Origin of the sequence: Pseudoalteromonas fenneropenaei (assembly GCF_042643375.1) — a bacterium.
Taxonomy (GTDB): Bacteria; Pseudomonadota; Gammaproteobacteria; order Enterobacterales; family Alteromonadaceae; genus Pseudoalteromonas; species Pseudoalteromonas fenneropenaei.
Window position 1 is genome coordinate 430,871 of record NZ_JBHRSD010000011.1, and the last position, 13,234, is coordinate 444,104.

Below are 13,234 nucleotides of genomic sequence, written 5' to 3' on the forward strand. Positions count from 1 at the left end.
ACGGCTAGGTACAACCATGCAGCTAGACTAAGGTGTACAGAAAAGTTGGCAGTTGCAGGCTTACGCCTGCTCTTTTGCTGCTGGGCTTTTATCGCGCAGCACACCCCAAACTTGTTTTACAGTCGTTTTTAGCAATGCGGGTTTTCGCCCAAGCTCAGGAAGCGGACGACACAACTCCATGGTTTTAATACCAAGGCGCGACGTAAAGATCCCAGCACTTAAGCCCTGTGCGGCGCGCGCTGACAGCTTACCTAATAACTCAGCACCGAGCGATGTTGCCGCTAAGTCAGTGACTAGCTCAGTACCACCAACAAACACCATATGGGTCAAAAGCATTTTGTAAAGTTTTAAGCGACTGCGATAGCCAAGCCGTACACCATAGACCGCACTTATCGCTTCGATCATTTTGCCGCCCCGCCACAATACTGCCAACATATCCAACAGCGCCATAGGACTAAGTGCCACCAATAGCGCTGAGCCGCTGGCATATTGACTGATCAAACGCTGCGCTTGCTCATCTAGGCCGGTTAGTACTTGTTTATCATAAAGTTCCAGCACTTCTTTGTCGGTATGGTGGGATTGAATAGCCTGTAACAACGCTTGAGTTTGGTTTGCTGGCAAATGCCGTAATTGTGGTTCCAGCCATTGCATTGCTTCACCGACCTGCTCACTATGTAGCAAGCGACTGGCTTGTAGGCGAGTATCAGTTAAATTTTTTAATCGCACTAAGGCACGTAACTCAGCGTACATAAAGCGCCCTATGCCCCCTACTGCGATAAGCGCCAACAGGCTGTAAAGCGCACCCATGATAAAAGACGATTGCCAGCTTGCAACAATTCCAAGACCGGTCTCAATCACAATCGCGATACCAGCTAACCATAACCAAATAGTCAACCAACGACGGCGTTTTTTTACCGTAAACACCTCATTCAATTGGCTTATTTCGACGCTTTCTAACTCAGGCGCAGGTGTCCATTCATCCTCTTGTGCCACCACTTTGGCCTCAGTTTGCGCTTCTTGTGGTTTAAAGATGTCTTCATTATGGGTTTGAATACGTCGGGCGACCGTAACAGGCTCAGCATACTTAGTCATTTCAGTTTGTCTCCCAATAAAAACTGTAACGCGTGATCAAGGCGAATATGGGTTAATTGTTGTTGTGAGATTGGCAGTGGCTGAAATGCCAAATACTGAAATCCCCCTTCCGGCCATTGGCTTTTGGGAATAAGATGATCGGGTGGCGTATTCGGTAAATAGGTCACCCATTGACTCTCTTGCAAGGGCCGACCATAAATACAATTTAAGGTTTGCCCACCTTCTTGCACACTTCTATCTAAAGTACTGCGCACAGAGCTCATCGCCATAGTATCAATACTGACACCATCAAAACGCAGTACATTGGTGCTTTCTTTTAATAATTCATCGAGTAATTTGACCAAACGACTGTGCATGGTACTGCTGACAAAATCACACTTATTAGCAGCAAAGAGCACTTTGTCTATTTTCGGGCGCCAAATACGCGACCAAAAGGCATTTTTGCCATAATCGAACAAAGTCAAAATCTGTTGCATCACTTCTTGAAGCTCGATGAGTTGTTCAGGCCCTTGATTCAATGCACTAAACATATCCAGTAGCACCACTTGGCGGTCAAACTGGCAAAAGTAGTCACGAAAGAAGGGCTTCACCACTTGTGCTTTGTACGCCTCAAAACGTCGCTCTAACTGGTGGTAACTGCTCTCTTCGCTGATATTTTCCGGTTTTAAACATGGAAAAAACGCCAATAATGGTGCCCCCGCCATATCTCCCGGTAGCAATTGTCTTCCGGGTTGCAGCTGGGCGACGTGGGTGTGCGCTTTAAGCGCTTGTAGGTATTCGCTATGCAGCTCACTTAAGTGTTTGAGCTGCGCTTGATCGACTACTGCGCTGGCATCAAATTGCGCGAGCGCCTGGCAAAACGCTTGGGAATATTCTGCTCGCGGTTTTTGCGCGGCCTTTTCTAACATAGCGTGAGACCAGCTTGCATAATCTTGATTAAGCAGCGGCAAATCCAACAGCCACTCACCCGGATAGTCATATAGCTCTATGGTGAGGGTCGATTCAGGTGCAAATTGCGCACGCAGGCCACTGGCAGCCTGATAACGTAGCGCAAGCGTCAAGGTATTGATCCGCGAGGTCGATGGTGGCCAAGCTGGCGCCTCGGCACTTAAGCATTTCAGCGCACTGGTATAATCAAAACTCGGCACGGCGAGCGCTTGCTGCTGCACTTGTTTACAGGCAATAAAACGACCCGATTGCACCACATCAAAAAACGGGAGATTGTCTTTATTTGCTTGGGCGGTAAGGTGACGCACTAAGGCGGTGACAAATGCAGTTTTACCGCTGCCACTCAAGCCAGTAACCGCAATTTTAACATGACGGTCTAAACCACGTTTGACCACTTTCTCGGCTTGCTGCGCGAGGTTTTTAAAATAATTCTGACTCAGGCTCATGCTCGCTCATATGTTGCGCCGGTGGCCGAAGCCACCGTGAGATTATAGACGGTCTATTTCGCGGCTAACGGTGTACTCAGGAGAGGTAACATAGGTTTCAAGTTTTTGAATACGTGAATCCAATCGAGTAAACCTATCCTTAAGTTCATAGAGCGCCTGTCTTGGCGGCTCACCCTTTTGCCACACCTTAAATTTAACACTGACCCGCTCTTCATGCTGCGCTGCTTCTTGTGACGGTTTCACTGCGTCAAAGTCTTGTGGTTTGCAGTCTAGAATAAACCAACAAGCCACATACAAGACAACGATAAAAGGGCCAACTAAGAGTATGGCGGAGATACATATAATTCTCACCAACCACAGCTCAATATTAAAATAATCACTAAGACCTGCACACACCCCAGCTAGCTTGCCACGTTTAGGGTCGCGGAATAACTCTTTACGCTTGTTACTCATACCTTACGTCTCCAACCGGGTGATTCTTGATCAAGCAAAGCTTCTAAGGTTTCGACACGCTCTGCCATCTTCTCGGCTTTACTTGCTAGTTCAATTAACTGACGATGCTCGTGCTCACTCAAGCCTTGGCTGACTTGCTTTTTACTGCGGTAATGTAAAATTAGCCAAAGTGGTGCCACAATTACCATAAATACAATTATGGGTGCCATAATAACGTCTGAGTCGATCATAATCCTCTCCTGTTGTGTTTGTGTGGGTGCCAAGGCGTATAAGGGCTATTCCAATATACGCCGAGATGACCGACATCTTATTGTTTTTCAGCTAACTTTTTCTTAAGTGCAGCAAGTTCGTCATCAATGTGCTCGTCTTGTTGCAACTGCGCAATCTCGTCTGAAAGGGATTTTTTACCCAGTTCATAAGACTCGACTTGCGACTCAATTTCATCAATTTTAGACTCAAAACGCTCGAAACGGTGCAGCGCGGCATCAACTTTGTTGTTGTCTAATGCCTTTTTCACTTCTAAACGTGATTCAGCTGAACGTTGACGCAAGATAATGGCCTTTTGGCGAGCTTTTGCATCTGCCAACTTCTCTTGTAGCGTCGCAACTTCTTGTTGCAGCTTTTCAATGTGAGAATCCACATGGGTTAACTCATTGGTTACTGCATCAGCCGCAGTGGTGGCTTTTTGCTTTTCCACAATCGCCGCACGCGCTAAATCCTCACGGTCTTTCGTCAATGCAAGTTCCGCTTTACTTGCCCATTCTGCAGCTTCAGCACGTAAGTGCTCAACACGGCGGGCCAGTTCTTTTTTCTCAGCTAAGGTTTTTGCTGAGGTAGAACGCACTTCAACTAATGTGTCTTCCATTTCTTGAATAATGAGTCGGACCATTTTTTCCGGATCTTCGGCTTTGTCTAAAATGGCATTGATATTTGAATTAACTATGTCTGCAAAACGTGAGAAAATTCCCATGATTTCACCTCTGTGGTTACTTTAATAAATCTTGGCATAACAGTATCAATATCCTTGCCAACTTTTTAAACCTCAATTACTTATTAAAAATCAAAACTTTACACATTTCAAGAAAACACTTCACGTTGTTCAGTTAATGAAATACACTAGTTATTAGCAAAAATAACTAAGAGTTAGCCAATATGCGCCAACAGGACAACTTACTCGGTCAGTCGGATAGTTTTCTCGCCGTTCTTGACCAAGTTTCGATGATAGCACCGCTCGATAAGCCCGTATTAATTATTGGCGAGCGCGGCACAGGTAAGGAACTTATCGCGGCTCGTTTGCATTATTTATCAGAGCGTTGGGATCAGCAATACGTCAAAATGAACTGTGCGGCGCTGAACGAAAATCTGCTTGAAAGTGAGCTATTCGGCCACGAAAGCGGCGCCTTCACCGGTGCCAGTAAACGCCATGAAGGTCGCTTTGAGCGTGCCCATGGCGGCACTTTGTTTCTCGATGAATTAGCTAATACCTCTGCCATGGTGCAAGAAAAACTCCTGCGAGTGATTGAATATGGTGAGTTTGAACGGGTTGGCGGGCGCCAAACCATTAAGGTTGATACCCGCTTAGTGTGTGCAACCAACGAAGACTTACCGTCTTTAGCTGACAGCGGCGAATTTCGCCATGACTTATTGGACCGCCTTGCATTTGACGTAATTACCTTGCCACCACTGCGTCATCGCCGTGAAGACATTCTACTGTTGGCAGAAAACTTTGCGATTAATATGGCACGCGATTTAGGCTGGTCTTTGTTTAGCGGCTTTACCAAAAAGGCACGGGAAACCCTACTCGATTATGATTGGCCGGGTAATATCCGTGAATTGAAAAACGTCATTGAACGTAGCCTTTATCGCCACGGCAGTGAAGCGCTGGCCGTACATGATATTATTTTAGATCCGTTTAGCAGCCCATTTAGACCTCTACAGCGCGTAAAGGCTGTAAAACCTCAGCAAACGCAAACCACTGACGATGTGACAAGTTCGGGCGCGGTATTTACACCTGCCGACCCTATCTTAAGCAGCAACGTGCCAAATTGGCAATTTCCTTGCTGTTTAAAAACCCTCTCAAACGATTATGAAACTCAGCTACTGCAAAAAGCATTAGAATTTTCGCAATTTAATCAAAAGAAAACTGCAGAAGTGTTGGGATTAACGTATCATCAGTTACGAGGCTATTTGAAAAAATACAATCTCTTAGATTCGCAACAGAAAAACGAGGCATAACAGTGCGAAAGCTGGTTCTGGTGCTCCTCCCCTTCCTGATCTCAGGCTGTATAAAAGGGAGTGAGGGCAATAAAGCAAAATTGGCGCAAGGTTTAGTTTATTGCGCCGAAGCCAATCCGGTGTCTTTTAATCCACAAGTCACCACCACTGGCTCAACCATAGATATTATTGCCAATCAGCTTTATGACCGTTTATTGAGTATCGACCCAGACAGCGGCGAGTTTATTCCTGAACTTGCCACTAAATGGGATATCAGTGACGATGGCAAACAAATTACTTTTACCCTGCGTCAAGGCGTGCCCTTTCATACCACCAGTTATTTTACGCCAAGCAGAAATTTAAACGCGGACGATGTGATTTTCTCCTTTAGTCGGCTGTATGACGTCTACAACCCTTATCATTTTGTTGGTGACGCAAACTACCCATATTTTCAAAGTGTTGGCATGGATCAATTGATCCGCCAGATAGTGCGGGTGGACGACTACACGGTGCGCTTTGAACTCTTCAACGCCGAAAGCAGTTTTTTATCTAACCTAGCTACTGACTTTGCGGTGATCACCTCCAAAGAATATGCCATGCAGCTGCAAGCAGAAGGCAAAGAGGCTTTTTTTGATCAGCTTCCAGTAGGCACTGGCCCGTATATTTACAAGAGCTTTTTACGCGATAACTTGATCCGTTACCATCGCAATCCACAATATTGGAAGCACCCTGTTGCGATTGAGCAGCTGGTTTATGACATCACCGCCAACGGCACCAGCCGTATTGCCAAAATGCTCACCAAAGAATGTGATATTACTGCGCATCCAAGCGCTACCCAGTTGAGCTTTTTACAAAGCCGCGAAGACATTCAAGTCGACCGAGCTGCCAATCTTAATATTGGTTACTGGGCGTTTAACACTGAACGTATTCCATTTAGTAATCCTTTAGTACGACGCGCGTTATCGTCGGCTGTGGATGTCGAAAAAATCATGCAGGCAGTATTTTATGGTAGCGGTATTACCGCCACTTCAAATCTACCGCCATCGTCTTGGGCGTACGCGCCGCAGCCGGCGTTGCCGCAATACAATCCAGCCCGCGCTCGCGAGTTATTGATAGAAGCAGGCTATGAAGATGGCTTTACCATGACGCTATGGGCCATGCCGGTGTCCCGTATTTACAATCCTAACGCGCGTAAAATGGCTGAGCTTATTCAAAGTGACTTAAAACAAATTGGCGTCAATGTACGGATTGTCGAATACGAGTGGAACGCGTTTATCGAACGTATTGGCCGCCACGAGCACGACAGCGTATTGCTCGGCTGGGCAGCTGACACCCCCGATCCGGATAATTTCTTCACTCCATTGCTGAGCTGTACCGCCACCTTTAGTGGCAAAAACCCCGCTAACTGGTGTAACCCCGAGTTTGATTTACTGCTTACTCAGGCCCTCGATAGCAATGATGTTGAGGAACGGAAAATTTACTATCAGCAAGCGCAAACTATGATAGCCAACGAACTGCCGATTTTCCCTATTGCCCACGGTTTACGCTTTCAAGCCTCTAGCAAAGACATCACTGGCATTACACTTAGGCCCTTTGGCGGGATCTCACTCGCCGAGGCAAGGAGAAAGTAATGCTGCTGGCCTATTTGTTTAGACGTTTGAGCCTATTGCTGTTTATGCTTTTCACCTTGAGCGTATTTACCTTTTCGCTAAGCTATTTATTCCCGGGGGAACTGCTCACGAATTTAAGTGGTATCACCAACAGCAACTATCAAATCAATCAACTTTTGATAGCCAAATATCGCGTTGATGAAAACTACGTGGTGCAATATTTCGCCTTTTTAGAACGCGTTTTTTCCGGTGACTGGGGCGTATCTCTGTCTTCGGGTGAAACGGTCTTCGCTCATGTTTGGATGTTGTTCCCTGCCACATTAGAGCTGTGTATTTACGCGCTTTTAGTTGCGGTGATTGTCGGTATCCCAGCGGGGATCTTAGCTGCGGCTTACCATAAGCGCTGGCCTGATAATGTCATCAATTCCTTAACCTTAATGGGTTTTTCAATCCCAATTTTCTGGTTGGCATTACTGCTTATCATGTTGTTTTGTCTCACCTTTGGCTGGTTCCCTATGTCTGGTCGGATAGGCTTACTCTATGAAATAACTCCGGTTACGCATTTTATGCTGCTCGACATTTGGCTGGATGATTTCCCGTATTCAGGCTTGGCGTTTTGGGATGCCATTCACCACCTTACATTACCGACTGTGGTACTTGCTATGTATCCAACCACTGTGCTTATTCGCTTTACCCGCGATTCCATGCTTGAAGTGTTAGAACAAAACTTTATCAAAACCGCGCGCGCAAAAGGCTTGTCTCGCTCGCAACTTATCATTCACCACGCGCTACGCAACGCGCTGCTGCCTGTTATCAAACAAATTGGTCTGCAATTTAGTACTTTGATCACTTTAGCTATGGTGACAGAAGTGATTTTCTCTTGGCCGGGCATTGGCCGGTGGCTCATTGACAGCATTTACCAACGCGATTACCCCGCCATTCAAGGGGGTTTACTCGCAGTATCCATGTTTGTCATCACCGCTAACATGGCAGCCGAGCTGGCACACAGTTTATTAGATCCTATTTCGCGGAACAGAGCCCATGGCAAAATTTAAGCTTTATAGCGAAGAATCGAACCGCTCGCCTCTTTCACGACTGTGGAAGAAGTTTAAGCGTAATCACCCAGCCCTAGTTGGCTTGTGGATCTTTCTTGCCTTAACTGTACTTGCCATTACAGCCCCCATTTTGGCTCCTTATGGCATTAATCAGCAACACGCTGATGCACTATTGCTGCCGCCCTCTTGGCATGATGCAGGCGATGTGCGGTTTTTACTCGGCACCGATGACTTAGGTCGAGATGTGCTTTCACGCCTGATGAATGGGGCAACTTACACTTTTGGTTTGTCGATTGTCGCTGCACTTATCACCACTTGCCTTGGCGTGGTGCTAGGCACTTTTGCTGGTATGTCCAAAGGGGTACGTTCTAGTTTACTTAATCATTTACTTGATATTACCTTAGCCATACCTTCGCTGCTGCTTGCTATTATCATTATTGCGATACTTGGCCCCGGTTTACTCAATACCGTGTGGGCCATCATACTGGCATTGCTGCCGCAGTATATTCACTCGGTGCGTAACTTAGTGGTAGACGAGCTTAATAAAGATCATATCACCGCGTTTCGTCTTGATGGGGCAAATCAGTGGCAAATCTTAACTCGTGGTATTTTCCCCAATATTTACGAACCTATCGTGGTTATTTTTACCATGGCACTCTCCACTGCTATTTTGGACATCGCGGCGCTCGGCTTTCTCAAGCTTGGTGCGCAGCCGCCCACCACTGAATGGGGTGCCATTTTGATGGAAAACCTAGGCCTAATTTATCTTGCGCCGTGGACTGTGGGATTACCCGGTGTGCTATTGTTTATTGCAGTACTCGCCACCAATTTGGTTGGTGATGGCTTACGTGAAGTGCTCAAAGAGCGTAAGGCGGACTAATGCAACTGTTAGATATTCGCAACCTAACGATTGAACTTAAAACCGGTGACGGCGTGATCCGCGCCGTTGACCGCATCAATCTCAGTTTAAAAGAAGGCGAAGTACACGCTTTGGTCGGTGAATCTGGTTCCGGTAAAAGCCTTATCGCCAAAGCTATCGTTGGGGTACTGAATAAGCGCTGGACTGTGACTGCCGACCGTATGCACTGGCGCGGAGTCGATTTAATGCGTTTAGGCGCAGAAAAGCGCCGTAAATTGGTCAGCAAAGACATCGCTATGATCTACCAAGAGCCGAGTTTGTGCCTTGACCCCACCGCCAAAGTTTTTGAACAAATTGCTGAGTCTATCCCTGACGAAAGTTTTCTGGAACTCGGCTTTTTCAAACGCCGCGAAGCGCGTAAAAATCGCGTCATTGCGCTACTACACAAAGTGGGTATACGTGAACACCTTAAGGTCATGGCAAGCTACCCTCACGAGCTGTCAGAAGGCATTTGCCAAAAGGTCATGATAGCCATGGCCATTGCTCGCAGTCCCAAATTATTGATAGCCGATGAACCCACTACAGCGCTTGAAACCACCACGCGAGCGCAAGTATTTCGCTTGTTAAAAAGCCTTAACCAGTTAAAGAACATGTCGGTGTTGATGATCTCCCACGAATTGGAAGAAATCGCCGATTGGTCACATGCCATGCACGTATTGTATTGTGGCCAGATGGTAGAGGCTGGCCCGACTCAAGCGCTGTTTAAAATGCCGCTGCATCCTTATACGCAAGCGCTGGTAAAAAGTTTGCCAGATTATGGCCAAGGGCTTGCACACAAAGAAGCGCTCTATGCACTGAAGGGCACCATTCCACCCTTGCAGCATTTACCTATAGGTTGCCGTTTAGGCCCGCGCTGCCCGCAAGCGCAAAAGGCGTGCGTTGTGACTCCACATGTTGAACGTATCAATCACCATGCCTACGCCTGTCATTTCCCGCTAGTAAAAGGAAAGTAGCATGCAACCTGTGTTAAAAGTTCAAGCGCTGAATAAAACCTTTCGCCTTCGTGCAGGCTTATTTCGCCGCCGTAGTCTCAAGGTTTTAAACGATATTTCTTTTACGGTGAGCGAAGGTGAAACCCTTGCCGTGATAGGTGAAACTGGCTCAGGGAAAAGTACCTTAGCGCGGGTGTTAGCGGGCGCTGATAATGCCGACAGCGGACAAATTTTATTAGGCTGTGATACGGTTGAAGACGACGGTAGACGTGATACCGGATGCCGCCATATTCGGCTGATTTTTCAAGACTCTAATCGCTCACTTAACCCAGGTTTAACCGTTGGTGATGTGTTAGATGATTGCCTGCGTTTTAATACTCAACTCACCGAACATCAGCGTCAGCTAAAAATTAATGAAACCTTAGCCAAAGTGGGACTACTTGCCGACCACCAGAGTTATTACCCGCATATGTTCAGCGGCGGTCAGCTACAGCGCGTTGCCTTAGCACGGGCGCTGATCTTAGACCCTAAAGTGCTAGTGTTAGATGAAGCGCTTTCGAGTCTCGACCCATCGGTACGGGCGCAAATCGTTAACTTGCTATTAAAACTGCAAAAAGAAACTGGGTTGTGCTTTATTTTGATCACCCATCATCTCAGTTTAGTTCGCCATATGAGCGACCAAGTGATGGTGATGCACCGAGGTAAAGTGGTGGAATACGGTGCGACTGGCGCGGTGTTTGATAATCCTAAATCAACCATTACGCAGCGTCTGCTGACCTACTAAAGCGATTAGATTTTACACCACTGAGTGCCAACTACCTTGCCACTCAGCAATGTAATTTCAACAGAAGCGCTGACTATTCTTTTAAACTGCCCTGCCACCAGAGCACCACAGCTAAGTTAGCAACAAACCACAAATCTTTGATAAGGAACTGCCCCGTTCCAGACAGCACAGTTCCCATGCTAAGCGCACCGGTAAAGCTGAATAAAAAGGTTTGCGTGGTGATAAATACTGCGCCACAACCTAAGCTTGCAATGAGTGTCCAGTGGCGATTGCCCTTGTAAATCGCCCACAACAGTAGTGCGGCAAAACACAAGTCGTACACACCTATCACATTTGATGCCACTTGTAGCGACATAAGCTGATACATCCAACTCATTAACGGTGAACTTGCCACTAATGCTTGGATCCCCTCAGCTTCGTACGTGGTAAATTTCATGCCGCCAATCCAAAACAGCACCAGCGCAACACTGCTGGCATTTAATAACGCATGCTGTTTAGCGCTCAATTGTTCACGCCAGCATAAAAAGACCAGCAGCGGCACTAAAGCATAGTATTTAATTATCCCCTGCCCTGAGCCAATCGCCGGAAAGCCACCTAACGCTGCCAACCAACGTGTTTCGCTGAATAAAGTGAACAGCGGGACTAAAGCAATCAGTAGTAGTGGCAAGCTGCTCAGGCGTGGTGGCAATAACCGCTTCGGCAACCACAGCAATACCACCGCAAATACCAGTAACGCAGCGGTAAAACCCCGCAGCAGCGCTAACCAGTCACTGCTAAGCCAATAAAAATCGAGTAACGCTTGTAGCGCTTTGGAGTTTGCGCCGAGTAAAAAAGATCCCCCCAGCAGTAATAAACTCATTGATAACAAGACTTGCACTAAACGTGTCGCGCTGAGCTGTAACATCATGACTTCCCCTTTAAGAACAACATGCGCTACCAGACCCGCTGGTCCTCAGAAAACTTTCATTACTTTAGGCACTCTTACCTTTACAGCTGTGCCATCAATGACAATATCTAAGCCAGTCAAAGTTGCAGGTAAGGTAATAAGCGAGTCAATCGCCCTAGGTATCCACCGCACCATAAGTTTCAATATATTGCTGCGCGGTCATTCTGTGGTAATGGCTGCGAGCATGTAGCACATGCGCAGGTTGTGGGTCGACAATCTCAATTGCGATGTCGTTGCTACGAGCGATTTCGAGCGCCATATTGGTAATATTGACGCTAAAGGAAGTCCCCATAAACACCATTTTATCGGCATTTTGCATCAAACGCTGCGCACGACTGATTTGATACAACTCAGTGTAATATTCATCAAATAACAAGACATACGGCTTGAGTGATTCATTCAGTTTTGGCCCACTGCGACCAATTTTAAATAAAGCCAACAATGACGCTTCCAACGCGGATTCGTCCACCTCATCCCACGGCGCTTTAAAACGCGCAACCTCTTCACCTTGCTGATGATAATAAGTCACTTCATCCAGCCGGCCATGGATCGCAATATAATCTGGGTTACCAGCTTTGCCATCAAGGCCATCTATGTTTTGTGTGATCAAGGTTTTATCAGCCAACCAATGATGTACCGGATTCGGTCCGTGATGGCGATAGGTAACAAAACGATGATAGTACCACTGTAAAAACTGTCCGGGATTATGTTCATACATCGCCCTAGTTGCCATTTGCTGTGGCGTATAGTTTTTACTACCTATGGTCCAATAACCATCTTCCCCACGAAAAGTCGGAATACCACTTTCTGCACTCACCCCTGCTCCTGTGATGTATAACACTTGTGTCATGTTAGGCTCCCGACCTTAATCCAGCGCTTTTTATTTGTTTAAACCAACTATCACCAAATTGAAAGAGCGCTAAGCTAGCAAGAACAATCACCGCCCCTACCAATAACGTCGCGGTTAGTTGTTCATGATTAAGCCAAGCGCCTAATGCAATGGCAAATCCTGGGGTCACTAAGGTGGTCAGTGCAACAGTTCCTGCAGGAAGCTTTTGCAATACATAAAAATAGGCTAAAAATCCCAATAATGAACCAAATATCCCTAAATAAACCGTGGCCCAGATTGATTTCGACTGCCACTCAGCTGGCTGTATTTGACCATCCACCAACCACCACACCAAAGTAAGCATGGGTGTTACAAATGCCAAAGCGCCAAACGTTGTTGCCATAGGGTGAACCACCACCGGCACGCGCTTTATCATCACACCGCTTAAGCTAAAACTACACACCGCAAGCAACACATAAATCATTCCAGCGGGCGCTAACTCCAGCTCTTGCAACTGGGCTACACAGATAAGATAAAGCCCCAAAAAGGCAACAATGAGTGCTAACAACTTAATTTTAGTGAACTTAGCCTCACCTAATAACTTATAGCCAAGTACCCCAGAGAAAAATGGCGCTAATCCAAAAATAAGCGAGATGACTCCTGACGGTACAGTTTTTGCCGCCATATAACATAGGCACATGCCACCTAAAATCCCCAAACTTGAGTACAAATACTGCTTACAAGCAAGACGTGTCCAAGGCACTCGGATATTAGCAAAGGCAATAAAAAGCGCGGCCAATACTAAAGCAATTGCCATGCGCAGTAATACGCTCATGGTTGGCGGAATAGTTTCACTACTCCAAACAATACCCAGTGGCGTCGTTGACCACACCATAATCACAAACAAATAAGCAATACGCACTAACATGCGACTTATCCTTTTAGGGTGACGGCAAAAGAGGGGAAATTGAACTGACTAACCGCTTTTACCATCGCGGTTAGAAAA

The 13,234-nt window shown here is 46.5% G+C and carries 14 protein-coding genes; 6 read left to right on the forward strand and 8 right to left on the reverse strand.

Translation table 11 applies throughout. The features are described 5' to 3' along the window. Window positions 1-60: 60 nt before the first annotated feature. The 5 genes from ACFOEE_RS07750 to pspA form a co-directional block, all read right to left on the reverse strand. Window positions 61-1,092 carry a TIGR01620 family protein gene (locus ACFOEE_RS07750; RefSeq protein ID WP_377122862.1) on the reverse strand — a complete coding sequence of 344 codons (1,032 nt, stop codon included), beginning with the start codon at window positions 1,090-1,092 and terminating at the stop codon, window positions 61-63. Beyond that, window positions 1,089-2,486 carry a YcjX family GTP-binding protein gene (locus tag ACFOEE_RS07755; RefSeq protein WP_377122864.1) on the reverse strand — a complete coding sequence of 466 codons (1,398 nt, stop codon included), beginning with the start codon at window positions 2,484-2,486 and terminating at the stop codon, window positions 1,089-1,091. The genes ACFOEE_RS07750 and ACFOEE_RS07755 overlap by 4 nt, the downstream gene beginning before the upstream one ends. 42 nt (window positions 2,487-2,528) lie before the next feature. Then, entirely contained in the window at window positions 2,529-2,939 is a 411-nt protein-coding gene (gene pspC / locus ACFOEE_RS07760; protein ID WP_377122866.1) for an envelope stress response membrane protein PspC, read from the reverse strand. Then, a complete protein-coding gene (gene pspB, locus ACFOEE_RS07765) occupies window positions 2,936-3,169 on the reverse strand; it encodes an envelope stress response membrane protein PspB (protein WP_377122868.1) in 234 nt (77 codons plus the stop codon). The genes pspC and pspB overlap by 4 nt, the downstream gene beginning before the upstream one ends. Window positions 3,170-3,246: 77 nt before the next feature. Beyond that, a complete protein-coding gene (pspA, locus tag ACFOEE_RS07770) occupies window positions 3,247-3,909 on the reverse strand; it encodes a phage shock protein PspA (protein WP_377122870.1) in 663 nt (220 codons plus the stop codon). A gap of 182 nt (window positions 3,910-4,091) precedes the next feature. On the opposite strand from pspA, the gene pspF reads away from it, so the two are divergent. Genes pspF through ACFOEE_RS07800 form a run of 6 tightly spaced genes read left to right on the forward strand, consistent with a single transcriptional unit; the run spans window position 4,092 to window position 10,453 of the window. Next, on the forward strand, window positions 4,092-5,174 hold the full coding sequence (gene pspF / locus ACFOEE_RS07775; protein ID WP_377122872.1) for a phage shock protein operon transcriptional activator: 1,083 nt from the start codon (window positions 4,092-4,094) through the stop codon (window positions 5,172-5,174). 2 nt (window positions 5,175-5,176) lie between these two features. Further along, window positions 5,177-6,784: an ABC transporter substrate-binding protein gene (locus tag ACFOEE_RS07780; protein WP_377122874.1), complete on the forward strand. Its 1,608-nt coding sequence runs from the start codon at window positions 5,177-5,179 to the stop codon at window positions 6,782-6,784. Beyond that, on the forward strand, window positions 6,784-7,818 hold the full coding sequence (locus ACFOEE_RS07785; RefSeq protein ID WP_377122876.1) for an ABC transporter permease: 1,035 nt from the start codon (window positions 6,784-6,786) through the stop codon (window positions 7,816-7,818). Before ACFOEE_RS07780 ends, ACFOEE_RS07785 begins: the two co-directional genes overlap by 1 nt. Next, complete coding sequence (locus tag ACFOEE_RS07790) at window positions 7,805-8,698, forward strand: ABC transporter permease subunit (protein WP_377122878.1); 894 nt, start codon at window positions 7,805-7,807, stop codon at window positions 8,696-8,698. The genes ACFOEE_RS07785 and ACFOEE_RS07790 overlap by 14 nt, the downstream gene beginning before the upstream one ends. After that, window positions 8,698-9,690, forward strand: coding sequence for a peptide ABC transporter ATP-binding protein (locus ACFOEE_RS07795; protein WP_377122880.1), 993 nt, complete (start codon window positions 8,698-8,700; stop codon window positions 9,688-9,690). Before ACFOEE_RS07790 ends, ACFOEE_RS07795 begins: the two co-directional genes overlap by 1 nt. Before the next feature lies 1 nt (window position 9,691). Further along, window positions 9,692-10,453, forward strand: coding sequence for an ATP-binding cassette domain-containing protein (locus tag ACFOEE_RS07800; RefSeq protein WP_377122882.1), 762 nt, complete (start codon window positions 9,692-9,694; stop codon window positions 10,451-10,453). Window positions 10,454-10,526: 73 nt separating this feature from the next. Here the strand turns inward: ACFOEE_RS07800 and ACFOEE_RS07805 are convergent, their stop codons facing one another. From ACFOEE_RS07805 to ACFOEE_RS07815, 3 genes are all read right to left on the reverse strand, one after another. Beyond that, complete coding sequence (locus tag ACFOEE_RS07805; RefSeq protein ID WP_377122884.1) at window positions 10,527-11,360, reverse strand: DUF417 family protein; 834 nt, start codon at window positions 11,358-11,360, stop codon at window positions 10,527-10,529. Between the two features lie 154 nt (window positions 11,361-11,514). Beyond that, window positions 11,515-12,249 carry an SIR2 family NAD-dependent protein deacylase gene (locus tag ACFOEE_RS07810; protein WP_377122886.1) on the reverse strand — a complete coding sequence of 245 codons (735 nt, stop codon included), beginning with the start codon at window positions 12,247-12,249 and terminating at the stop codon, window positions 11,515-11,517. Window position 12,250: 1 nt separating this feature from the next. Beyond that, window positions 12,251-13,156 (reverse strand): DMT family transporter, encoded by a 906-nt coding sequence (locus ACFOEE_RS07815; protein WP_377122888.1) that lies wholly within the window; start codon window positions 13,154-13,156, stop codon window positions 12,251-12,253. Between the last annotated feature and the right edge of the window lie 78 nt (window positions 13,157-13,234).

What these genes read in the sequence shown, in the direction of transcription:
- ACFOEE_RS07750 (WP_377122862.1), bottom strand. Translation starts at nt 1,092, where the DNA reads ATGACTAAGTATGCTGAGCCTGTTACGGTCGCCCGACGTATTCAAACC.
- ACFOEE_RS07755 (WP_377122864.1), bottom strand. Translation starts at nt 2,486, where the DNA reads ATGAGCCTGAGTCAGAATTATTTTAAAAACCTCGCGCAGCAAGCCGAG.
- pspC (WP_377122866.1), bottom strand. Translation starts at nt 2,939, where the DNA reads ATGAGTAACAAGCGTAAAGAGTTATTCCGCGACCCTAAACGTGGCAAG.
- pspB (WP_377122868.1), bottom strand. Translation starts at nt 3,169, where the DNA reads ATGATCGACTCAGACGTTATTATGGCACCCATAATTGTATTTATGGTA.
- pspA (WP_377122870.1), bottom strand. Translation starts at nt 3,909, where the DNA reads ATGGGAATTTTCTCACGTTTTGCAGACATAGTTAATTCAAATATCAAT.
- pspF (WP_377122872.1), top strand. Translation starts at nt 4,092, where the DNA reads ATGCGCCAACAGGACAACTTACTCGGTCAGTCGGATAGTTTTCTCGCC.
- ACFOEE_RS07785 (WP_377122876.1), top strand. Translation starts at nt 6,784, where the DNA reads ATGCTGCTGGCCTATTTGTTTAGACGTTTGAGCCTATTGCTGTTTATG.
- ACFOEE_RS07790 (WP_377122878.1), top strand. Translation starts at nt 7,805, where the DNA reads ATGGCAAAATTTAAGCTTTATAGCGAAGAATCGAACCGCTCGCCTCTT.
- ACFOEE_RS07795 (WP_377122880.1), top strand. Translation starts at nt 8,698, where the DNA reads ATGCAACTGTTAGATATTCGCAACCTAACGATTGAACTTAAAACCGGT.
- ACFOEE_RS07800 (WP_377122882.1), top strand. Translation starts at nt 9,692, where the DNA reads ATGCAACCTGTGTTAAAAGTTCAAGCGCTGAATAAAACCTTTCGCCTT.
- ACFOEE_RS07805 (WP_377122884.1), bottom strand. Translation starts at nt 11,360, where the DNA reads ATGATGTTACAGCTCAGCGCGACACGTTTAGTGCAAGTCTTGTTATCA.
- ACFOEE_RS07810 (WP_377122886.1), bottom strand. Translation starts at nt 12,249, where the DNA reads ATGACACAAGTGTTATACATCACAGGAGCAGGGGTGAGTGCAGAAAGT.
- ACFOEE_RS07815 (WP_377122888.1), bottom strand. Translation starts at nt 13,156, where the DNA reads ATGTTAGTGCGTATTGCTTATTTGTTTGTGATTATGGTGTGGTCAACG.